Consider the following 21,617-nt stretch of genomic DNA (forward strand, 5'->3'; position numbering starts at 1 on the left):
AAATTACCGGCCGGAGTTGTCATGTCGTTTTCTTGTCCCCTTTGTCATCAGCCACTTGCGCAGGTGAAAAACAGTTTTATCTGCCCACAACGGCATCAGTTTGATGTGGCGAAAGAGGGATACGTCAACCTGTTGCCCGTGCAGCATAAACGGTCACGGGACCCGGGCGACAGCGCCGAAATGATGCAGGCGCGTCGGGCATTCCTTGATGCCGGGCATTATCAGCCGTTGCGCGATGCCATCGTCAGGATACTTGCCGAACGGCTGGACGAGAATGCAACGTCGATTCTGGATATCGGCTGCGGTGAAGGGTATTACACACATGCCTTCGCCGAAACGCTGGCGTCAGGCACCACATTTGGTCTGGATGTCGCGAAAGTCGCCATTAAAGCGGCGGCGAAACGTTATCCGCAGGTGACGTTTTGTGTGGCGTCAAGCCATCGTCTGCCTTTCGCCGACGCGTCTATGGATGCGATTGTCAGGATTTATGCCCCCTGTAAGGCTGAAGAGTTAGCGCGAGTGGTAAAACCGGGTGGTTGGGTAATCACCGCTACGCCGGGGCCGCGCCATCTGATGGCGCTAAAAGGGCTGATCTATGATGAAGTGCGCTTACATGCCCCGCATACTGAGCAGCTTGAAGGGTTTACGTTGCAGCAAAGCATGGCGTTAGGGTATGAGATGCGGTTGCGCGGTAATGAGGCCGTTGCGTTGCTCCAGATGACGCCTTTCGCCTGGCGTGCAAAACCTGACGTATGGGAGCGGCTGGCGGCTTGCCAGCAGTTTGATTGCCAGACGGATTTCAGCCTTCACATCTGGCAACGTGAGCGTTAACCGTGGAAGTGTGTCCAGAGGATCTGGGCGCCGATACCGATAAGTACAGCCCCGCCAAGAATTTCCGCCCGTTTGCCGAGCAGCGGGCCGATAAAGCGCCCCACCATGATGCCCAGCGTGGACATGATTAACGTGGCACAGCCGATAGCCAGCGCGGTCGCAATAATGTTCACCTGCAAGAATGCCAGACCGACGCCAACGGCCATTGCATCCAGGCTGGTGGCGATAGCGGTAGTGACCAGCAGCCAAAAACTGTGGCGGCGTAACGGCTCGTCATCTTCGTCATTACCGCCACGAACGCCTTCGATAATCATACGAATCCCCAGAAACACCAGCAGGATGAACGCAACCCAGTGATTCCATTCCAGCACGAATTTGCTGGCCAGCATACCCAGCCCCCAGCCGATCAGCGGGGTGAGCGTTTCAACCGCGCCGAAAATAAGGCCGGTGCGCAGGGCTTCGGAGAATTTAGGTTTGTGTAGCGTGGCGCCTTTACCAATCGATGCCGCGAAAGCATCCATTGACATGCCGAAAGCGAGAAGAACAGTTGCGGTGATATTCATAACAGCGTCCTGACCGGGGTTCCATAAAACACATCACTGCCCCCAGCGAACATGCATACCCGAACATGGCGTTCATAAGCTATGCATAGCAGTTGATGTGCATATGGTCTCGCCTGACTGAAAATAGAGTGATATCAGTCCGTACGCGCCACGTTTTTCAACGAGTATGTTGACACGTACATTTCCTGAGTCTGGAAATCGGCTACTCCCCAAATGACGGCGCAACATTAACATATTTTGAGAATATAAAACAACAATGGAGAAATATTATTTGACTTCTAATTGAAAACGATTTTCATTTAGATTTAATTATCAATAAAACGTTAAAATAAATAACAAATCAGGCGGGATGAATATAGCCTTAGCTATGTTTTTTTGATCGCGAATATACTTAAAACATAGTTCAGGCTATATCTGTAACTCATTGAGATGAAACAAGAAGCTTATATATTCTTTCCAGATCGTCGATATTTCGTACGCGAATAAGCAGGCGCCGTTGTTCTAATTGCATCACCAGTACGCCATCTTCCGATAAATTCATCTCTTTAATACGGTTATATTCTATCCAGACATTGGCGAAGAAAAAACCTTTCTGTTTGAAGATGATCCTGGGGGCGCGAACCCAAAAAATATAAAACCCCATCAGCGCCAGTGCACATAATAACCATGTGGTAATTTGCGCGCCGTGACTGGTAACGTTGTTGTAGATAAGAATGGCGACCAGGCCGACGAAGATAACGCTATCAACACGACCACGACGCAGCAGAGGCACTGCAAGCAGAGTGGGGCCGTTACGGCGGGGCATGATGAACTGATCGTAAATGGCGTAAGCCAGTAACGCGACAATAAAAAGAACCAGCACCAGGTCCGTGACAGTCATTAATCCTCCAGATAAAAAAACCGGGGCCAAAGGGCCCCGGTAGTGTACAACAGAATTACAGACCCAGCAGGCCGCAAGCGTAACCGGCGATACCGATGACGAAGAAGCCAACGATGATCCACAGCGGGTTTACTTTCTTACGCAACAGCCACATACAGGCGAAGGTCAGCAGCAGCGGAACCAGACCCGGCATCAACTGATCGAGAATGGTCTGCACGGTGGTGACGTTTTCTTTACCCGTCTGGTCAGTGATGCGTGATACCACCAGCGGAATATTGACGTGCGTCCACTTGTTAACCAGCGCCCCCATGACAAACAGGCCGAGGATTGACGCCCCCTCAGTCAGTTTTTGCAGGAAGCCGCCGCCCATATCCTTAACGATATCGACGCCTTTACGGTAGCCGTAAGCCACGCCGTAGTAACGGGTCGCCAGACGCACCAGGTTAAACAGAATGAAGAACAGCAACGGTCCCAGCAGGCTGCCGCTCATCGCGATACCCGCGCCCAGCGCGGCGAATACCGGACGAACCGTACCCCAGAAGATCGGGTCGCCCACGCCTGCCAGCGGCCCCATCAGACCAACTTTGATACCGTTGATGGCACCATCGTCGATCTCCGCGCCGTTGGCGCGCTGTTCTTCCATCGCCAGCGTAACGCCCAGTACCGGAGCGGCAACGTAAGGATGGGTGTTGAAGAACTCCAGGTGACGTCTGATCGCCTGTTTACGCGCGTCGTTGTTTTCCGGGTACAGGCGTTTGATCGCCGGCACCATGGAGAAGCAGAAGCCCAGCGCCTGCATACGTTCGAAGTTCCATGACCCCTGGAACAGGTTAGAACGGATGAACACGCCACGAATATCACTCGGAGTGAGTTTTTTCTCAGTGGTAGTTTTAGTCATATCAACCATTTCGTTCACCTGTTAGTCCAGTTCGTTATCGAGATCGTTGTTACCAGCAGCCTGAGCTGGCGCACCGGCTACGCGGTTATATTTCGGGCTCAGCTGGATGTAGAGGATGGCCATTACCGCGCCAATTACGCCCAGAGCAACCAGGTTGAAGTTAGTGAATGCCGCAGTGACGAAGCCGAGGTAGAAGAACGGCATCAGATAGCCCGCGCGCATCATGTTGATGACCATTGCGTAACCGACAACCACGATCATGCCGCCGGCGATGTTCAGACCGCTGGTCACGACTTCCGGGATCGCATTCAACATGCCCTGAACTTCACTGGTGCCGACAGAAATCGCCACGATAACCGCCGGAATCGCGATACGCATTGCCTGTAGGAACAGGGAGGATACGTGGATCCAGGACAGTGCCGTCAGGTTGCCGCTATCGGCCGCTTTATCCGCCGCGTGCTGGAATGCCACGGTGATGGTACGTACGATGATGGTCAGCACCTGACCTGCGGCCGCCAGTGGAATCGCCAGCGCGATACCTGCGCCAATGCCTTGATGACCGGCGATAACCAGCACGGTTGAAATAATGGAAGCCAGCGCGGCATCAGGCGCAACGGCAGCACCGATGTTCATCCAGCCAAGCGCGATCATTTCCAGGGTACCACCGATGATAATACCGGTTTTCATGTCCCCAAGAACGGCACCGATTAGCGTACAGGCCACCAATGGACGGTGGAACTGAAATTCATCAAGTACCGACTCCATACCCGCGATACATGCGACGATGAACACCAGCACAATCTGAAGAGTGGTAATCTCCATTGTACTTCTCCTATTGCTATACAGACTTAAGTGTGAATGCTAATTAAATGCCGGGTGGTTATTTCGCCACTTTGGCAATCAAATCCATCATTTTCAGTTTCTGATCGGTGGAAACTTTACGAACCTCAAGCTCGATACCGCGTTCGTTGAGCTTTTTAAAGGCGTCGATATCGGTCTCGTCGACGGAAACGGCGTTATTAACCTGCGTTTTACCCTGACGGAAAGCCATACCGCCAATGTTTACGGAAGTCACTTTCACGCCGCCTTCAACGATACGTTCCACATCGGTAGGGTTGGTGAACAGCAGCATCACACGTTCGCCTGCGTATTTCGGGTTGTTGTAGACACGAATCATCTTGGCAACGTCTACCACATGCGCCGTTACGCCCGGAGGTGCCACCTGTGTTAACAGCGTTTTACGTACGGTGTCCGCCGCAACTTCATCACTCACGACGATGATGCGGGTGACGTTGGTCTCTTTGGTCCAGCGGGTGGCGACCTGGCCGTGAATCAAACGGTCATCGATACGGGCGAGACCGATTACCATGTAATCGTTGGGTCCCATTGGTTTAGCGGGCGCCGCCGCTTTTGGCGCAGCAACCGGCGCCGGAGCGGGTTTTTCAACCGGTTTCGCTTTCAGCGCTTTCACGCCTTCACGACCGGTTTCTACCGCCAGAGCGACTAATTCGTCAAAGCTCGGATTGTCATCGCGGGCCATGAACGTTTCCACCAGCATCGGAATATTGACGCCAGCAATGACTTCATAGTGCTCTTTGTCGACGACAATACGGCTGGCAGCATTAAATGGACTGCCTCCCCATGTATCAACGAGAAACAGCACGCCTTTGCTGGTATCGAGTTTTGCCAACTGAGCGTTGTACTTTTCAATCAGCGTTTCGGCATTTTCGCCTGGAACGAAATCGATCCAGCCGACGTTTTCCTGCTCGCCTAACAGCATTTCTGCTGTTTTAAGTAACTGCTCTGCAGCCCAACCATGTGTGCCTATAACAATAGCAATGGTCACTTGCTACCTCCTTTATTATCGTTAACACATCAACGTGACAGATGTATTTTGAATCGCCGTCCGCACTCGAATCGATTCAGATAAGGGTTATAATGAAAAAACAGTTATTTCCGGGAATTATTTTAGATAGCGAAAAAAATATTTTATGTGATGAAGATCCGCAATTTAGCTTTCACATCAGAGAAATTTCGTAGTGTAAAATATCCCTGTAACATCTCATTGCAAAGGAAGGTAAATCTTTGCCAAAAAGACATTGTCTCTGTTATGTTTAGCTTCCGTTTAATTAGTAAGGAGTATAGGGCAGTAGCCCGCCGTATGGATCGTCACCGACGTCATTTCACTTTGAGGCCGTATCAGGCCTGTCTGTCTGGCTCTTTTGGCCGCAACCTTAATTCGCATATTGCTTTCTCGCCTGTTCGCTATTCCTTAAGCAGGAGCTTGTCATGGAATTCTTAATGGACCCCTCAATCTGGGCGGGTTTGCTCACGCTTGTTATCCTCGAAATTGTTCTGGGTATTGATAACCTGGTCTTTATCGCGATTCTGGCTGACAAGCTGCCGCCAAAGCAGCGTGATAAGGCGCGTCTTATCGGTTTGTCGCTGGCGCTGGTGATGCGTCTGGTCCTGCTGTCCATCATTTCGTGGATGGTGACCTTAACGAAACCACTCTTTACCGTCTGGGATCTCACCTTCTCAGGGCGCGATCTGATCATGCTCATCGGGGGTCTCTTCCTCCTGTTTAAGGCCACGACGGAGCTGCATGAGCGCCTGGAAAACCGTGAGCATGACTCGGGGCACGGCAAAGGCTATGCGAGTTTCTGGGTCGTGGTAACGCAGATCGTTATCCTTGATGCCGTCTTCTCCCTTGACGCGGTAATTACCGCCGTGGGTATGGTTAACCATCTGCCGGTGATGATGGCTGCCGTGGTGATTGCGATGGCGGTGATGCTGCTGGCGTCTAAGCCGCTTACCCGTTTCGTCAACCAGCATCCGACGGTTGTAGTGCTCTGTCTGAGCTTCCTGTTGATGATCGGTCTGAGCCTGGTGGCGGAAGGTTTTGGCTTCCATATTCCGAAAGGGTATCTGTACGCTGCTATCGGTTTCTCAATCGTCATCGAATTGTTCAACCAGATTGCGCGTCGTAACTTTATTCGCCATCAGTCAACGTTACCGCTACGTGCACGCACCGCAGACGCCATCCTGCGACTGATGGGCGGTAAACGTCAGGCGAGCGCGCAGCACGAGTCTGACAGCCCGGCGACGGTGCCTGTACCTGAAGGCGCGTTTGCTGAAGAAGAGCGTTATATGATCAACGGCGTGCTGACCCTGGCGTCCCGTTCGCTGCGCGGCATCATGACGCCTCGCGGTGAAATCAGCTGGGTGGATGCTGACCTGAGCGTGGATGAAATCCGCGAACAGTTACTCTCTTCTCCGCACAGCCTGTTCCCGGTGTGTCGCGGCGAACTGGATGAGATCATCGGTATTGTTCGTGCGAAAGAACTGCTGGTGGCGCTGGAAGAGGGCGTGGATGTGGCCGCGATTGCTTCAGAATCACCAGCGATTGTCGTCCCGGAAACGCTGGACCCGATTAATCTGCTGGGCGTCCTGCGTCGCGCTCGCGGCAGCTTCGTCATCGTCACCAATGAGTTTGGCGTCGTGCAGGGGCTGGTTACGCCGCTGGACGTGCTGGAAGCGATTGCCGGTGAGTTCCCGGATGCCGACGAAACGCCAGAGATCATTACCGAAGCGGGCGGCTGGCTGGTGAAGGGGGGAACGGATCTGCATGCCCTGCAACAGGCGCTGGATGTCGATAACCTGGTGAACGACGAGGAAGACATCGCCACCGTCGCTGGATTGGTTATCGCCGTAAACGGTCATATCCCGCAGGTGGGCGATGTTATCGACGTTGCGCCGCTTCATATCACGATTGTCGAAGCGAACGACTACCGTGTTGATTTGGTTCGTATTGTTAAAGAACAACCTGCTCACTACGAAGACGAATAAGCGCCGTTCCCCGGTAAAACCGGGATCTAACGAAACGGCATAACGGGCGTCATGTGTCCGTTATGCCGGGCGGGCGGCGGTGCGCTGCCCGCCAGCCACTGAGGAAAATCGTGAAGCGGCATAGGCCTTGCGAACAGAAATCCCTGCAACGCCTGAACGCCGTGTCCCCGCAAATATTGCGCCTGCTCTCGCGTTTCAACGCCTTCCGCCACCAGTTCAATATTCAGTCTTTGCCCCAGCGCGATGATGATATCGGTCACCGTGGAGTTCACCGCATCAGTACCGATCGCCGCAGTAAATGATTTGTCGATCTTCAGCACGTCCGGGCGCAATTTCTCCAGCCATGACAGCGAGCTGTTGCCGGTGCCAAAGTCATCAATGGCGAGCTTCACCCCTTTGCGGTGAAGTTCACGCATCAGCCGATAATCGACGTCCAGTAAGGCATCCCGTTCCGTCAGCTCAAGCACAAGTTGCTGAACAGGATGGGCGCTGAACCAGTAATGATTGAGATCTTTTAATAGCATGCCATGACGAAAATGGCTGGCCGCAACGTTGATGCCGATATGGAACTGGCTGTTCATCGGGAAAAAATGCCGCTGCCGAATGGTTTCCGCAATGACATAGCGGGTAAGGGGAGCGATCAGGTTGTGTTCTTCGGCGATAGGGATAAAAACATCGGGAGAAATCCATCCCTGTCGCGGGTTATTCCAGCGCAGCAGGATCTCAACCCCCACGCATTGCTGCGTACGGGCATTTAACAGCGGCTGGCAAAACAGTTCAAATTCACGGGCGGCAAGGGCGAGATTGATCTCCCATGAAAAACTCATTCTGCTGGCCGTTGCCAGCCAGGCAAGGTATCCCACCAGTAAACTCAGCATCACCGCCAGCGGCAGCTGCGTCGGCAGGTGGCGTAGCGCCAGCTCGCCAGCGCCGGGCCCCGTCACGCTGATGGTGAAGGGGAAGTGCTGGGACGCGCGCTGATAACGTTTTTCACCGTTCAGGGCGGGTAGCGCCTCCACCACCCCCTGACCATAGAGCAAGTGGCGGTTGCCGACCGTCAGGCTTGCGCTGGCGATCTGCGGCTGTTGCGGTTCAAGCAGCATCATCGCCAGAAGATCAATATTGACGATCTCAAAGAGCCCGTTTTTGCCATCAGGCGATGACGGATACCACTGAATCAGAATCGGGCTGTCTTTGAGCAGGGACTGATCGGTAGACAGCAGCAACAGGTTATTTGGCGCAGGCAGATCGGGTTGTAGCTGGTGAATCGGCACGTCGCGTGAGCCAAAGATACTGGAGCAGTAGAGAATACCGTTCTGAACCAGACCAATGGAACGCACGGTTTGCAGTCTGGCGACCTGCTTACGCAGGGGAAAATGCGCGGCCGGGCAGGGTTGTCCTACCAGGGGCAGCAGGAGATCGCGCCCTGCCTGTAGAGGGCGGAGCACTTCATCCAGCGTCTCTACGGCGTGAGCGGCGAACGTTTCGGTGCGATGCTGATTTATATTTCGCTCCGAAATAAATCGGACACTCAATGTGAGGATAAGCGTGATCAGCGCACAGACCGTGCAGACGATGAAACGATTGCGGCGATAATTTTTAATGATCCGTTGTGCTGTTTGCATGCGGGCCGCCTGATAAGCCGTTGGTCACAAAAGCCAATTGCAACACAGCAAGTGTAGTGGGGAAATTTACCGCAGACGAGATTGATGAGAAAAATTCGCCCATCAGTGGGAGATGGGCGAAGTGGCAGGCTATGTTTTGTCAATCACACTGGACTTTAATCGCCAGTCCGCCGCGTGATGTTTCGCGGTATTTCGCGTTCATGTCCTTGCCGGTTTCGTACATGGTCTCAATGACTTTATCCAGCGAGACGCGCGGGGCGCTGGTACGGCGCATTGCCATACGCGCCGCGTTGATCGCTTTTACCGAAGCAATCGCGTTACGCTCGATACACGGCACCTGAACCTGACCGGCAACCGGGTCACAGGTCAGCCCCAGGTTGTGCTCCATGCCGATTTCCGCGGCGACGCACACCTGCTCCGGGCTGGCCCCAAGCAGCTCCGCCAGTCCTGCCGCCGCCATTGAGCAGGCGACGCCGACTTCCCCCTGGCAGCCGACTTCGGCGCCGGAAATCGAGGCGTTCATCTTGTACAGCGCGCCGATAGCGCCAGCGGCCAGGAAGTAACGGGTGTAGATATCCGGGCTGACGGGTTCAATGAAGTGGTCATAGTAAGCCAGCACCGCAGGCACGATCCCGCAAGCGCCGTTGGTCGGCGCCGTAACGACACGCCCGCCCGCGGCGTTTTCTTCGTTTACCGCCAGCGCAAACATGTTGACCCAGTCAATGACGTTCATCGGGTCGCTGGACAGTTTGTCGCTGGAAACCAGCATGCGACGCAGTGCGGAAGCACGACGCGGAACGCGCAGCGGCCCCGGCAGAACCCCTTCGGTATTCATCCCGCGATCGATACACGCCTGCATGGTCTGCCAGACGTTGGCGAAATACTCTTCGATTTCCTTTTTGCTGTGCAGCGCCAGTTCGTTCTGCATCACCATCCCGGAGAGCGACAGACCGGTGCTGTTGCAATATTCCAGCATTTCGGTCGCCGATTTAAACGGATAAGGGACGCTGACCTCATTGGCGGCGTCCTGACCAAAATGCTCTTCATCGACAATAAAGCCGCCGCCGATGGAATAATACGTTTTGCTATAAATGACGGTTTCGCCATTGTACGCGTGGATCTGCATTCCATTTTCATGCAATGGCAGGTTGCCATTGTGAAAACGCATCCCGTTATCCTGGGGAAAATCCACTTCGTGCTGGCCCTGCGCCAGTAACAGGCGACCGCGCGCTTCAACGTCGCGAATAAAACCAGGGATGCTGTCAATATCCACGGTGGCAGGTTCGTTACCCGCCAGACCCATAATAATGGCGATATCGGTGTGGTGACCTTTACCCGTGAGCGACAGTGAACCATACACGTCGACGGCGACACGAGTAACGCTATCCAGTAATCCTTTTTCGACCAGGTCATCGACGAACTGTTTACCCGCCTTCATAGGCCCTACAGTATGGGAGGATGAGGGACCAATCCCCACCTTAAACATGTCGAATAGACTAATCACGATAATACTCCTGACAGGGTGACCGGGCTTCCCGGTTACGATGTAATAACTGCGCATAGTGTAAGAGGGAACGCGGCGATCGGCTTAACTATTCACATGAATTAAACTAATGGATAACCACGTATTTACTAATGTTGGGACGGGAATCTCAAGTTGTGTTCTGCGCGTGTAAAGATAAGTATAGTCAGGGTCTCACGCCAATTTGCAGCGCCAGCTCACGAATTATTCCGGCGGTCATTCCCCAGACGAAATAATGCTCATACCACGAAAGCCATACGCGATGTGAATCGCCGCGTCGATAAATATCCAGCGGATGATAACGCCCCAGACGCAGAGCTTCTGAAAGCGGCATCTCAAAGACAGAGGCCACCTCATCTTCGCTGGCGTGATAATGCAGATTCGGGGGAATAATGCCGACCACCGGCGTAACCTGAAAACCCGTGACGCTGTCTACGGGCGGCAGCACGCCAATCACTTCGACGGATTCCGGCGGGATTGCCACCTCTTCCTGCGCTTCACGCAGCGCAGCGGCAATCAGCGACGCATCGCTGCTGTCAACGGCGCCGCCGGGGAACGCGACCTGACCGGCGTGTTTGCGCAGGCGCGCTGAACGCTGAGTCAGCAATAGACCCGGCCGGGCGCGGCGAACCACCGGGATCAGCACGGCAGCCTGACGACGGTTTAACGTCTCACCATTCACCTGCGGGCGCAAAAGTTGAAAGCGTGATAAAAAATCATCAAGGGTCAGGCTGCTGTTTTCCACGACTCAGTTCTCCAGTTGCTGCAAAATTCGATTCACTTTATCAAACGTCTCCTGATATTCCGCGTCCTCCTGGCTGTCCGCTACGATGCCGCCGCCCGCAGAGCAATAGAGATGCCCGTCTACAGCGGTAAGCGTGCGGATCGTGATGCTGGTGTCCATGTTGCCGCAAAAACTCAGGTAGCCGATGCTGCCGCACCAGGCGTTGCGTCTGTGCGGCTCCAGCGCGTCAATGATCTCCATCGCCCGGACTTTTGGCGCGCCGGTAATTGAACCGCCGGGAAAAGCGGCGCGCAGCAAATCGGTGGCATGTAAATTATCGGGCAAACGGGCGGTAATGGTACTGACAAGATGATGTACTGCCGGGAAGGGTTCAACCACAAACAGCTCGGGAACCTTGACCGACCCCGGAACGGCAACGCGGCCGACGTCGTTACGCATCAAATCGACAATCATCAGGTTTTCTGCGCGGTCTTTTGCCGACATCGCGAGCGTTAGCACCTGCTGGCGATCCGCCTGCGGGTCGTCCAGCCGGGGAAGGGTGCCTTTGATTGGGCGAGTCTGAATGTGCCCCTCTTCGGACTGAATAAAGCGCTCGGGAGAAAGGCTCAGAATCGCACCGTCCTCCAGGCGCAAAAACGCGCTGAACGGGGCGCGGTTAGCGTGATTAAGCCGCACGAAGGCCAGCCATTCGTCTCCCTGATAGTCAGCCTGAAAACGCTGGGCGAGGTTAACCTGATAACAGTCGCCGCTGTGCAGCCAGCTCTGCACCTGGCGGAATTTTTCACCGTACTGTGCGCGGGTCATGTTTGATTGCCATGCGGAGGTCAACGCGAAGGGTTTTCGCACCGGCGTCTGCTGACGCGCCAGCCACTCAAGGCGAGCGTGAACGTCGGTATGGCTCAACAGAGAGACGGTCTGTCTGCGATGATCGACGACTAAGGCCCAGTCGTAAATGCCGATCGCCATATCCGGCAGGGTGATATCGCGCTGTGCGAGCGTGGGCAGGGATTCAAAACGGCGGCCAAGGTCGTAACCTAACAGCCCCAGCGCGCCGCCCTGAAACGGCAGATTGGGGTCATATGGCGGCTGGATGCCCGCAGATGCCAGCGCCGCCTGCAACACGGTCATGGGATCGTCGGCGGTCGTGGTCGTGCCATGTTTATCGCGCACGCGGGTCTCTTCGCCGTGTGTTGACAGCGTTGCCACGGGGTCGGCCACCAGAATATCAAAACGATTATGCGGATGTTCAGCATGACCGGAATGCAGCAGCATGGCCCAGGGCTGATGGCTCAGCGGGGCAAAATAGTACTCGGCGGCGTCCGGGCGCCACGGTAAAATAATAACAGCGGGTGATAATGTCTTCATCGGTCCTGGTCTACTGGCTATGTGCCGGGTAGCATGAAATAATTAGCGCAGACAATTTAGCAGGAGTTAACAATGTTTGCAGGTTTACCTTCACTCAGCCACGAGCAGCAACAAAAAGCGGTAGAGCGCATTCAGGAACTGATGTCGCAAGGAATGAGCAGCGGACAGGCAATCGCGCAGGTGGCGGATGAACTGCGCGCCACCCACACCGGCGAGCGGATCGTGGCGCGTTTTGAGGATGAGGACGAATAACGTCGCGTTACACTGCGGCGATAATCTTGATCTCAACTCTGTATTTCGGGTTCATCAGCCCGGCTTGCACCGTGCAGCGTACCGGCGCGTGACCGGCAACGACCCACGCGTCCCAGGCTTTGTTCATGGCGGCAAAATCGCTTTTATCGGCCAGGAAAATAGTGGCATCAAGAATACGTGACTTACGGGTGCCCTGTTTTTCCAGCGCCGCATCAATTTGCGCCAGCGTGTTGGCGGTCTGTTCAAACGCATCGGCGTCGAGGTTTTCCGGCACACCGGTGTAATAAAGCGTGTTGTTATGGATTACTACATCAGACCAACGATCTTCGGCATCAATACGTATGATAGTCATAAATCATTCCTCGTTAACTTTCCGTTCGACGCGGCAAGACTGCCATAATGTTGCGTTGCCGTCACCTCTTCAACTGGCGTAAGCGACGGCGTCCTGACATAATCCCTGTTCAAATCAACAGGGGGTAGTGTGACGGACGATTTTGCAGCAGACGGTCAGTTGGCTAAAGCGATACCGGGATTTAAACCGCGCGAACCACAGCGGCAGATGGCCGTTGCCGTCACGCATGCTATTGAAAAATCACAACCGCTTGTTGTCGAAGCCGGGACAGGGACAGGCAAAACTTATGCCTACCTCGCGCCGGCGTTACGCGCCGGAAAAAAAGTGATCATCTCGACGGGATCGAAAGCATTGCAGGATCAGCTCTACAGTCGCGATCTTCCCACCGTCTCAAACGCCCTCAAATTCACCGGTAAACTGGCGTTGTTGAAAGGGCGCTCTAACTATCTTTGTCTGGAACGTCTCGAACAGCAAGCGCTGGCGGGCGGCGATTTGCCGGTACAAATTTTAAGCGATGTGATTTTGCTGCGTTCGTGGTCGAATCAAACCGAAGACGGCGACATCAGTACCTGCGTCAGCGTAGCGGAAGACTCGCAGGCGTGGCCGCTGGTCACCAGCACCAATGACAACTGTCTGGGCAGCGACTGCCCGCTGTATAAAGACTGTTTTGTGGTTAAAGCGCGTAAAAAGGCGATGGACGCCGATGTGGTTATCGTCAACCACCATCTTTTCCTCGCGGATATGGTGGTCAAAGAGAGTGGGTTTGGCGAACTGATCCCGGAGGCGGAGGTGATGATCTTCGATGAGGCCCACCAGCTTCCTGATATCGCCAGCCAGTATTTCGGCCAGTCGCTCTCCAGCCGACAGCTCCTCGACCTGGCGAAAGATTTTACCATCGCCTACCGCACGGAATTGAAAGACACCCAGCAGTTGCAGAAATGCGCCGACCGACTGGCGCAGAGCGCGCAGGATTTTCGCCTGCAACTGGGCGAGCCGGGCTATCGCGGAAATTTACGTGAGCTGCTGGCCGACCCACGGGTACAGCGCGCGCTATTGCTGCTCGACGATACGCTTGAGCTTTGCTACGACGTGGCAAAACTGTCTCTGGGGCGTTCCGCATTGTTGGATGCCGCTTTCGAGCGTGCGACCTTGTATCGCGCGCGGCTGAAACGCTTAAAAGAGATCAACCAGCCAGGGTACAGCTACTGGTACGAATGCACGTCGCGCCATTTCACGCTGGCGCTCACTCCGCTTACGGTCGCGGATAAATTCAAAGAGGTGATGGCGCAGAAACCCGGCAGCTGGATTTTTACCTCTGCCACGTTGTCGGTGAACGACGATCTCCATCACTTTACGGCGCGGCTGGGCATTGAACAGGCCGAATCGATGCTGTTGCCCAGTCCGTTCGACTATACCCGCCAGGCGCTGTTGTGCGTGCCGCGTAACCTGCCGCAGACCAACCAGCCGGGCTCTGCCCGACAGCTGGCGGCAATGTTAAGACCGATCATCGAAGCCAACAATGGCCGCTGCTTTATGCTGTGTACGTCGCATGCCATGATGCGCGATCTGGCGGAACAGTTCCGCGCCACCATGACGCTGCCCGTCCTGTTGCAGGGCGAAACCAGCAAAGGTCAACTGCTGCAACAGTTCGTCAGCGCCGGTAATGCGCTACTGGTCGCAACCAGCAGCTTCTGGGAAGGGGTGGATGTGCGCGGCGATACGCTGTCGCTGGTGATTATCGATAAATTACCTTTTACCTCTCCTGACGATCCCTTGCTGAAAGCGCGGATGGAGGATTGTCGTCTGCGCGGCGGCGATCCGTTTGATGAAGTGCAGCTACCCGACGCGGTCATCACGCTGAAACAAGGGGTGGGGCGTCTGATTCGCGATTCCGACGATCGTGGGGTGTTGGTGATTTGTGATAACCGGCTGGTGATGCGACCGTATGGCGCCACCTTCCTGGCGAGCCTGCCGCCCACGCCGCGCACCCGGGACATCGCCCGCGCCGTCAGATTTCTCGCCATACCAACGGCCGAGTAATTTGTTACGGAGTATGGTAAGATGCGCGCCATTTTATTGATTTAAGCACGAAGACCCATGCGAATTCTGGCTATCGATACCGCCACAGAAGCGTGTTCCGTTGCCCTGTGGAATGACGGTAATATCAACGCTCATTTTGAGCTTTGCCCACGAGAACATACCCAACGTATTTTGCCGATGGTGCAGGATATCCTGGCCGCCAACAGCATTACGCTTACCGATATCGACGCGCTGGCGTTTGGTCGCGGCCCCGGCAGTTTTACCGGCGTGCGTATTGGCATTGGCATTGCGCAGGGGCTGGCGCTGGGCGCGAACCTGCCGATGACTGGCGTTTCAACGCTGGCGACAATGGCGCAGGGCGCCTGGCGTAAAAGCGGCGCGACGCGCGTGCTGGCGGCGATTGACGCACGTATGGGTGAAGTCTACTGGGCGGAATACCAGCGTGATGAAAATGGCGTCTGGCACGGGGAAGAGACCGAGGCCGTGTTAAATCCCAGGCTGGTTAGCGAACGGTTGAAGCAGCTTTCCGGGGAGTGGGCTACTGTTGGCACAGGCTGGCCTGCATGGCCTGATCTGGGTAAAGACAGCGGTCTGGCTTTGCGCGATGGCGACGTTCTGCTTCCGGCGGCGGAGGATATGCTGCCTCTCGCCAGTCAGATGCTGGCAGCGGGGAAAACCGTCGCGGTTGAACAGGCCGAACCGGTTTATTTACGTAACAACGTCGCGTGGAAGAAACTTCCGGGCAAAGAATGAATCTCAGTATTATCACCCTGAATAATTTGAACGTAGCTGTTACACACAGGTAGTTTGAAGTATGACGAGAATATGTGCTGAGAAAAAAGGAGTCGCACTATGGCGGTTCAACAACAGGTAATGAAAGGAATTCTGGCGGGAGTGGTCGCGTTAACGTTGAGTGGCTGCGTTACCGTCCCGGATGCCATCAAAGGTTCCAGTCCCACGCCGCAGCAGGATCTGGTGCGGGTTATGAATGCGCCGCAGCTGTACGTCGGCCAGGAAGCGCGTTTTGGCGGTAAAGTGGTGGATGTGCAAAACCAGCAGGGAAAAACGCGGCTGGAAATCGCCAGCGTGCCGCTTGATAACGGCGCGCGTCCGATCCTCGGTGAGGCTTCGCGAGGGCGGATTTATGCCGACGTGAACGGCTTCCTTGACCCGGTAGACTTCCGTGGGCAACTGGTGACGGTCGTCGGGCCGATTACCGGCACGGTGGACGGTAAGGTCGGCAGTACGCCGTATAAGTTTATGCTGATGCAGGCAACGGGCTATAAACGCTGGCACCTTACTCAGCAGATCATCATGCCGCCACAGCCGATCGATCCCTGGTTCTACGGTGGACGAGGCTGGCCGTACGGCTATGGCGGTTGGGGATGGTATAACCCAGGCCCCGCACAGGTTCAAACGATCGTAACTGAATAACCCCTTGTTTTATCAGTAAAAGAAACAGCGGCTGGTCCGCTGTTTCTGCATTAATACGGACATAAGAAAAATAAATAGTGACGCGCTTCGCAACCTTTTCGTTGAGTGATTAATAAACTGGTACGCTGAGTTAATATTATGTTAACGACTTGTTTATTAACTGGGGTTGCGATGACGACGAACACTCATTTTAGAGGTGATGCTTTGAAGAAGGTTTGGCTTAACCGATATCCCGCTGATGTCCCGGCGGAGATCAATCCTGACCGTTATCAATCCCTGGTTGAATTATTTGAACATGCCGTCGTGCGTTACGCCGACCAGCCTGCGTTCGTCAATATGGGGGAGGTGATGACCTTCCGCAAACTGGAAGAGCGCAGCCGGGCATTCGCGGCCTATTTGCAGGAAGGACTGGGCCTCAAAAAAGGCGACCGCGTCGCGCTAATGATGCCGAATCTGCTGCAATACCCGGTCGCGCTGTTTGGTATTTTGCGCGCCGGGATGATCGTCGTGAATGTCAACCCGCTGTATACGCCGCGTGAGCTTGAGCATCAGCTCAATGACAGCGGAGCGGCGGCTATCGTGATCGTCTCTAACTTTGCCCACACGCTGGAAAAAGTGGTCGATAAAACGTCCGTACAGCACGTAATTCTGACGCGCATGGGCGACCAGCTTTCTACCGCGAAAGGTACGCTGGTTAACTTTGTCGTGAAATACATTAAGCGTCTGGTGCCGAAATATCACCTGCCGGATGCGATCTCTTTTCGCCGCGCGCTACACGCAGGTTATCGGATGCAGTACGTGAAGCCTGAGCTGGTCACCGACGATCTGGCGTTCCTGCAATACACGGGCGGTACAACCGGCGTAGCGAAAGGCGCGATGCTGACGCACCGCAACATGCTGGCAAACCTGGAGCAGGTAAAAGGCACCTACGGGCCGTTGCTGCATGAGGGGAAAGAGCTGGTGGTGACGGCGTTGCCGCTGTATCACATTTTTGCGTTGACCATGAACTGCCTGCTGTTTATTGAACTGGGCGGGCAAAACCTGCTCATCACTAACCCGCGCGACATTCCGGGCATGGTGAAAGAGCTGGCGAAATATCCGTTTACCGCGATGACCGGCGTTAACACCCTGTTTAACGCCTTGCTGAACAACAAAGAATTCCAGCAACTGGACTTCTCTACGCTGCACCTTTCTGCTGGCGGCGGTATGCCGGTACAGCATGCGGTTGCAGAACGTTGGGTGAAACTGACCGGACAATATTTGCTTGAAGGCTACGGTCTGACCGAGTGCGCGCCGTTGGTCAGCGTGAACCCGCATGATATCGATTATCACAGCGGCAGTATCGGGCTGCCCGTTCCCTCTACCGATGTAAAACTGGTGGATGACGAGGGCAACGAGGTGCCGACAGGCGAGCCTGGCGAGCTGTGCGTGAAGGGGCCGCAGGTGATGCTGGGATACTGGCAGCGCCCGGACGCGACGGATGAAATCGTCAAAGACGGCTGGCTTTACACGGGGGATATCGCGGTGATTGATGACGAAGGGTTCTTGCGCATCGTCGATCGCAAAAAAGATATGATTCTGGTTTCCGGCTTTAACGTCTATCCTAATGAAATTGAAGACGTGGTGATGCAGCATCCTGGCGTTCAGGAAGTGGCGGCAGTCGGCGTGCCTTCGGGCAGCAGCGGTGAAAGCGTGAAAATCTTTGTCGTGAAGAAAGACCCGGCGTTGACCGACGAGGCATTGATTACCTTCTGTCGTCGCCAGTTGACGGGGTATAAAGTGCCGAAGCTGGTGGAGTTTCGCGACGAACTGCCTAAATCGAACGTCGGAAAAATTTTACGACGAGAATTACGTGACGAAGCGCGTGGCAAAGTAGACAATAAAGCCTGAGCTTTAAGCAAGTCGCCAGACGCCGGTTAAGCCGGCGTTTTTTTTGGCGCAAACTAAAGAGAATATGATTTGAATTACCAAATGATCACTACGGACGACGCGCTGGCGACGTTATGTGAAGCGGTTCGGGCATTTCCGGCGATTGCCCTTGATACGGAGTTTGTCCGTACGCGTACCTATTACCCGCAACTTGGGCTTATCCAGCTGTTTGATGGCGAGCATGTCGCCCTGATTGATCCTCACGGCATTACCGACTGGTCGCCTCTGCGCGCCGTGTTGCGTGATACCGCGATAACCAAATTTTTGCATGCGGGCAGCGAAGATCTGGAGGTTTTTCTCAATACCTTCGGGGAGCTGCCGCAACCGCTGATCGACACGCAGATCCTTGCCGCATTTTGCGGCCGCCCCTTGTCCTGGGGTTTTGCCGCGATGGTCGAGGAGTTTACGGGCGTCGCGCTGGATAAAAGCGAGTCCCGTACCGACTGGCTGGCAAGACCGTTAACCGAACGCCAGTGCGAGTATGCGGCGGCGGACGTCTGGTATTTGTTACCGATCACCAAAAAACTGATGGTCGAAACCGAAGCATCCGGCTGGCTGCCTGCGGCGCTGGATGAGTGCCGTCTGATGCAGCAACGTCGTCAGGAAATTCTGGCGCCGGAAGATGCCTGGCGTGACATCACCAATGCGTGGCAGTTGCGTACCCGTCAACTGGCCTGCCTGCAACTGCTGGCCGACTGGCGGCTGCGCAAGGCGCGTGAGCGCGATCTGGCGGTCAACTTTGTGGTGCGCGAAGAGCACCTGTGGGCAGTGGCGCGCTATATGCCGGGGAGTCTGGGCGAACTGGACAGCCTGGGGCTTTCTGGCAGCGAAATTCGTTTTCACGGTAAGACGCTGATCGCGTTAGTGGAGAAGGCGCAGGCGCTGCCGGAAGAGATGCTGCCGGAACCCTTGCTGAACCTGATGGATATGCCAGGCTATCGCAAGGCGTTTAAAGCCATCAAAGCGCTGGTGGCAGACGTTAGCGCGACGCACAACGTCAGTGCGGAATTGCTGGCGTCGCGTCGGCAAATCAACCAGTTGCTTAACTGGCACTGGAAGTTAAAACCGCAGGCCACGCAGCCGGAACTTATCTCCGGCTGGCGTGCGGAACTGATGGCGGAAAAACTGCGGAATCTGTTGCAGGAATATCCGCTGTAATACGGATGATGGCCGCTATCCGGCCGCTCCGTCATTAGCGCAGCGCCTGACAGATCGCCTCCGCCATCTGCCGGGTGGAGGCGGCGCCTTTCAGATCCGGTGTTTTCGGGCCGTTAGCGATAACCTGCTCAATGGCCGCGAGAATACCGTCATGTGCCTCCCGGTAGCGCGTATCGCCATTGCCGAGGAAATCCAGCATCATGGCGCCCGCCCAGATGGTGGCAACAGGGTTGGCGATATTCTTACCGTATATATCCGGCGCAGAGCCGTGTACCGGTTCAAACAGCGACGGGAATGTGCGTTCCGGGTTCAGGTTTGCGGAAGGCGCAATGCCGATGGTGCCGGTACAGGCCGGGCCAAGATCGGACAGTATATCGCCAAACAGATTTGAGGCGACAACCACGTCAAAGCGCTCCGGCTGCATGACAAAGCGGGCGCACAGAATGTCGATATGCTGCTTATCCCAACGAATCTCCGGGTAGTGCTGCGCCATGGCTTCAACGCGTTCATCCCAGAAAGGCATACTGATGGCCAGGCCGTTGGATTTGGTGGCGGACGTCAGCGTTTTGCGCGGTCGGCTTTGCGCCAGCTCAAAGGCGTAGCGCAGAATGCGATCCACTCCGCGCCGGGTAAATACCGACTCCTGAATCACCACTTCGTGCTCGGTTCCGGCATTAACGCGCCCGCCCAGCGAGGAGTATTCCCCTTCGGTGTTCTCGCGCACGACGTAGAAATCAATATCTCCCGCTTTTTTTCCGGCCAGCGGGCAGGGAACGCCGGGAAACAGACGTACCGGACGCAGGTTAACGTACTGGTCAAATTCGCGACGGAATTTCAGCAGCGATCCCCACAATGAAACATGGTCCGGGACGGTATCCGGCCAGCCGACGGCGCCGAAATAGATCGCATCAAACGATTTTAGCTGCGCATGCCAGTCGTCAGGCATCATCGTACCGTGATGTGCATAATATTCGCAGCTGGCCCACTCAATCGGCTCAAAGCTGAGCGAGAGATCCCAGCGTTCAGCGGCGGTCTGCAATACGCGAATACCTTCAGGCAGGACTTCTTTACCAATACCGTCTCCGGGAATAGCGGCAATACGACAGGTTTTCTTCATACCAGCTCTCACTTATCAGCAGTCAAAATTGACTTACCCCTTATCCTATAATTGACTGATTGAGAGTTAATCCTTCCAACTGGTGAAACATAAAACACAGATCATGAATAATCTGCCTCTCCTGAATGATTTACGCGTCTTTATGCGGGTTGCCCGGCGTGCGGGTTTTAGCGCGGTTGCGGAAGAGCTGGGCGTTTCACCGGCGTTTATCAGCAAACGGGTGGCGTTGCTGGAGCAGACGCTGAACGTGGTGCTGCTCCACCGAACGACCCGGCGGGTGACGATCACGGAAGAGGGCGAGCGTATTTACGAATGGGCGCAGCGCATTTTGCAGGATGTGGATCAGATGATGGATGAGCTGTCTGACGTGCGGCAAGTCCCACAAGGTATGCTGCGTATTATCAGCAGTTTTGGCTTCGGTCGGCGGATTGTTGCGCCAGCGCTGTCGGCGCTGGCGAAGCAGTATCCACAGCTGGAGTTGCGGTTTGACGTTGAGGACCGGCTGGTAGATCTGGTGAATGAAGGGGTCGATCTTGATATTCGTATTGGTGATGAGATTGCCTCTAATTTAATCGCGCATAAGCTTGGAACCAATTACCGTATTTTATGCGCATCACCGGCGTTTCTGGAGCAGCACGGCACGCCGAAGCAGCTCAGCGATCTGGCAGCCTTTCCGTGTCTGGTGATTAAAGAGCGTGACCATCCCTTTGGAATCTGGCAGTTACGCACAAAAGAACGGGAATATTCGATTAAAGTGACAGGGTCACTGTCCTCCAACCACGGTGAAATTGTGCATCAATGGTGTCTGGACGGGCAGGGCATTGCGTTGCGGTCGTGGTGGGATGTCTGCGATAACATTGCCAGCGGCCATCTGGTACAGGTTCTGCCGGAGTATTATCAGCCTGCCAATATCTGGGCGGTCTCTGCTTCCCGTCTTTCCTCGTCGGCAAAAATTCGCATTACGGTTGAATTTCTGCGCCGCTATTTTCAGGAGCGTTACCCGAAGTTCAGCCTGGAATAAGCACCGCCGCGTTACTGTTTATGGCACAGCAGCAAA

Annotated in this window: 21 protein-coding genes; 10 read left to right on the forward strand and 11 right to left on the reverse strand. The window is 54.9% G+C overall.

Going from position 1 to position 21,617, the window contains the following annotated elements:
• The first annotated feature begins 21 nt into the window (after positions 1-21).
• A complete protein-coding gene (gene rlmA, locus CKO_RS04990; protein ID WP_012132049.1) occupies positions 22-831 on the forward strand; it encodes a 23S rRNA (guanine(745)-N(1))-methyltransferase in 810 nt (269 codons plus the stop codon).
• On the opposite strand, the gene mntP is transcribed toward rlmA, so the two are convergent.
• The 5 genes from mntP to manX form a co-directional block, all read right to left on the reverse strand.
• Positions 828-1,394, reverse strand: a complete 567-nt coding sequence (mntP, locus tag CKO_RS04995) for a manganese efflux pump MntP (RefSeq protein ID WP_012132050.1) — start codon at positions 1,392-1,394, stop codon at positions 828-830. The genes rlmA and mntP overlap by 4 nt on opposite strands.
• Before the next feature lie 421 nt (positions 1,395-1,815).
• The gene (locus CKO_RS05000) at positions 1,816-2,274 is read right to left on the reverse strand and encodes a DUF986 family protein (protein WP_012132052.1); all 459 of its coding nucleotides are present in this window, start codon (positions 2,272-2,274) and stop codon (positions 1,816-1,818) included.
• 55 nt (positions 2,275-2,329) lie between these two features.
• On the reverse strand, positions 2,330-3,181 hold the full coding sequence (gene manZ / locus CKO_RS05005; RefSeq protein WP_012132053.1) for a PTS mannose transporter subunit IID: 852 nt from the start codon (positions 3,179-3,181) through the stop codon (positions 2,330-2,332).
• A 12-nt stretch (positions 3,182-3,193) separates the two neighbouring features.
• Positions 3,194-3,994 carry a PTS mannose transporter subunit IIC gene (gene manY / locus CKO_RS05010; RefSeq protein WP_012132054.1) on the reverse strand — a complete coding sequence of 267 codons (801 nt, stop codon included), beginning with the start codon at positions 3,992-3,994 and terminating at the stop codon, positions 3,194-3,196.
• A gap of 58 nt (positions 3,995-4,052) precedes the next feature.
• Positions 4,053-5,018 carry a PTS mannose transporter subunit IIAB gene (gene manX / locus CKO_RS05015; RefSeq protein WP_012132055.1) on the reverse strand — a complete coding sequence of 322 codons (966 nt, stop codon included), beginning with the start codon at positions 5,016-5,018 and terminating at the stop codon, positions 4,053-4,055.
• A gap of 315 nt (positions 5,019-5,333) precedes the next feature.
• Between manX and CKO_RS23780 the strand changes: the two genes are divergently transcribed.
• Entirely contained in the window at positions 5,334-5,474 is a 141-nt protein-coding gene (locus tag CKO_RS23780) for a protein YoaL (protein WP_371320444.1), read from the forward strand.
• On the forward strand, positions 5,462-7,021 hold the full coding sequence (gene yoaE / locus CKO_RS05025) for a CNNM family cation transport protein YoaE (RefSeq protein WP_012132057.1): 1,560 nt from the start codon (positions 5,462-5,464) through the stop codon (positions 7,019-7,021). The genes CKO_RS23780 and yoaE overlap by 13 nt, the downstream gene beginning before the upstream one ends.
• 26 nt (positions 7,022-7,047) lie before the next feature.
• On the opposite strand, the gene CKO_RS05030 is transcribed toward yoaE, so the two are convergent.
• From CKO_RS05030 to pabB, 4 genes are all read right to left on the reverse strand, one after another.
• Positions 7,048-8,646, reverse strand: coding sequence for an EAL domain-containing protein (locus CKO_RS05030; RefSeq protein WP_012132058.1), 1,599 nt, complete (start codon positions 8,644-8,646; stop codon positions 7,048-7,050).
• A gap of 139 nt (positions 8,647-8,785) precedes the next feature.
• The gene (gene sdaA, locus CKO_RS05035; RefSeq protein ID WP_024130267.1) at positions 8,786-10,150 is read right to left on the reverse strand and encodes an L-serine ammonia-lyase; all 1,365 of its coding nucleotides are present in this window, start codon (positions 10,148-10,150) and stop codon (positions 8,786-8,788) included.
• Between the two features lie 184 nt (positions 10,151-10,334).
• Positions 10,335-10,913: a CoA pyrophosphatase gene (locus tag CKO_RS05040; protein WP_012132061.1), complete on the reverse strand. Its 579-nt coding sequence runs from the start codon at positions 10,911-10,913 to the stop codon at positions 10,335-10,337.
• A 3-nt stretch (positions 10,914-10,916) separates the two neighbouring features.
• A complete protein-coding gene (gene pabB / locus CKO_RS05045) occupies positions 10,917-12,278 on the reverse strand; it encodes an aminodeoxychorismate synthase component 1 (protein WP_012132062.1) in 1,362 nt (453 codons plus the stop codon).
• Between the two features lie 72 nt (positions 12,279-12,350).
• Here pabB and CKO_RS05050 point away from each other — a divergent pair, with 72 nt between their 5' ends.
• Positions 12,351-12,530: a YoaH family protein gene (locus CKO_RS05050; protein ID WP_012132063.1), complete on the forward strand. Its 180-nt coding sequence runs from the start codon at positions 12,351-12,353 to the stop codon at positions 12,528-12,530.
• Positions 12,531-12,537: 7 nt separating this feature from the next.
• Here the strand turns inward: CKO_RS05050 and CKO_RS05055 are convergent, their stop codons facing one another.
• Entirely contained in the window at positions 12,538-12,882 is a 345-nt protein-coding gene (locus CKO_RS05055) for a RidA family protein (RefSeq protein WP_012132064.1), read from the reverse strand.
• A gap of 129 nt (positions 12,883-13,011) precedes the next feature.
• Between CKO_RS05055 and yoaA the strand changes: the two genes are divergently transcribed.
• The 5 genes from yoaA (at position 13,012) to rnd (ending at position 19,443) form a co-directional block, all read left to right on the forward strand.
• The gene (gene yoaA / locus CKO_RS05060) at positions 13,012-14,922 is read left to right on the forward strand and encodes a DNA repair helicase YoaA (RefSeq protein WP_012132066.1); all 1,911 of its coding nucleotides are present in this window, start codon (positions 13,012-13,014) and stop codon (positions 14,920-14,922) included.
• A gap of 57 nt (positions 14,923-14,979) precedes the next feature.
• The gene (tsaB, locus tag CKO_RS05065) at positions 14,980-15,675 is read left to right on the forward strand and encodes a tRNA (adenosine(37)-N6)-threonylcarbamoyltransferase complex dimerization subunit type 1 TsaB (RefSeq protein ID WP_012132067.1); all 696 of its coding nucleotides are present in this window, start codon (positions 14,980-14,982) and stop codon (positions 15,673-15,675) included.
• Between the two features lie 99 nt (positions 15,676-15,774).
• Positions 15,775-16,356 (forward strand): Slp family lipoprotein, encoded by a 582-nt coding sequence (locus tag CKO_RS05070; RefSeq protein ID WP_012132068.1) that lies wholly within the window; start codon positions 15,775-15,777, stop codon positions 16,354-16,356.
• 204 nt (positions 16,357-16,560) lie between these two features.
• A complete protein-coding gene (gene fadD, locus CKO_RS05075) occupies positions 16,561-18,246 on the forward strand; it encodes a long-chain-fatty-acid--CoA ligase FadD (protein WP_024130268.1) in 1,686 nt (561 codons plus the stop codon).
• A gap of 69 nt (positions 18,247-18,315) precedes the next feature.
• Positions 18,316-19,443 (forward strand): ribonuclease D, encoded by a 1,128-nt coding sequence (rnd, locus tag CKO_RS05080; RefSeq protein ID WP_080516651.1) that lies wholly within the window; start codon positions 18,316-18,318, stop codon positions 19,441-19,443.
• A 34-nt stretch (positions 19,444-19,477) separates the two neighbouring features.
• Here the strand turns inward: rnd and CKO_RS05085 are convergent, their stop codons facing one another.
• Positions 19,478-20,560, reverse strand: coding sequence for a tartrate dehydrogenase (locus CKO_RS05085; protein WP_012132071.1), 1,083 nt, complete (start codon positions 20,558-20,560; stop codon positions 19,478-19,480).
• A gap of 103 nt (positions 20,561-20,663) precedes the next feature.
• Between CKO_RS05085 and CKO_RS05090 the strand changes: the two genes are divergently transcribed.
• Positions 20,664-21,581 carry a LysR substrate-binding domain-containing protein gene (locus tag CKO_RS05090; protein ID WP_012132072.1) on the forward strand — a complete coding sequence of 306 codons (918 nt, stop codon included), beginning with the start codon at positions 20,664-20,666 and terminating at the stop codon, positions 21,579-21,581.
• Positions 21,582-21,617: the final 36 nt, after the last annotated feature.

This window comes from Citrobacter koseri ATCC BAA-895 (assembly GCF_000018045.1).
In the GTDB taxonomy this organism is placed as follows: domain Bacteria; phylum Pseudomonadota; class Gammaproteobacteria; order Enterobacterales; family Enterobacteriaceae; genus Citrobacter_B; species Citrobacter_B koseri.

Bases quoted from the DNA above. Each gene is read 5' to 3' on its own strand.
- rlmA (WP_012132049.1), top strand. From the start codon at position 22: ATGTCGTTTTCTTGTCCCCTTTGTCATCAGCCACTTGCGCAGGTGAAA.
- mntP (WP_012132050.1), bottom strand. From the start codon at position 1,394: ATGAATATCACCGCAACTGTTCTTCTCGCTTTCGGCATGTCAATGGAT.
- CKO_RS05000 (WP_012132052.1), bottom strand. From the start codon at position 2,274: ATGACTGTCACGGACCTGGTGCTGGTTCTTTTTATTGTCGCGTTACTG.
- manZ (WP_012132053.1), bottom strand. From the start codon at position 3,181: ATGGTTGATATGACTAAAACTACCACTGAGAAAAAACTCACTCCGAGT.
- manY (WP_012132054.1), bottom strand. From the start codon at position 3,994: ATGGAGATTACCACTCTTCAGATTGTGCTGGTGTTCATCGTCGCATGT.
- CKO_RS23780 (WP_371320444.1), top strand. From the start codon at position 5,334: ATGGATCGTCACCGACGTCATTTCACTTTGAGGCCGTATCAGGCCTGT.
- yoaE (WP_012132057.1), top strand. From the start codon at position 5,462: ATGGAATTCTTAATGGACCCCTCAATCTGGGCGGGTTTGCTCACGCTT.
- CKO_RS05030 (WP_012132058.1), bottom strand. From the start codon at position 8,646: ATGCAAACAGCACAACGGATCATTAAAAATTATCGCCGCAATCGTTTC.
- pabB (WP_012132062.1), bottom strand. From the start codon at position 12,278: ATGAAGACATTATCACCCGCTGTTATTATTTTACCGTGGCGCCCGGAC.
- CKO_RS05050 (WP_012132063.1), top strand. From the start codon at position 12,351: ATGTTTGCAGGTTTACCTTCACTCAGCCACGAGCAGCAACAAAAAGCG.
- CKO_RS05055 (WP_012132064.1), bottom strand. From the start codon at position 12,882: ATGACTATCATACGTATTGATGCCGAAGATCGTTGGTCTGATGTAGTA.
- tsaB (WP_012132067.1), top strand. From the start codon at position 14,980: ATGCGAATTCTGGCTATCGATACCGCCACAGAAGCGTGTTCCGTTGCC.
- CKO_RS05070 (WP_012132068.1), top strand. From the start codon at position 15,775: ATGGCGGTTCAACAACAGGTAATGAAAGGAATTCTGGCGGGAGTGGTC.
- CKO_RS05085 (WP_012132071.1), bottom strand. From the start codon at position 20,560: ATGAAGAAAACCTGTCGTATTGCCGCTATTCCCGGAGACGGTATTGGT.
- CKO_RS05090 (WP_012132072.1), top strand. From the start codon at position 20,664: ATGAATAATCTGCCTCTCCTGAATGATTTACGCGTCTTTATGCGGGTT.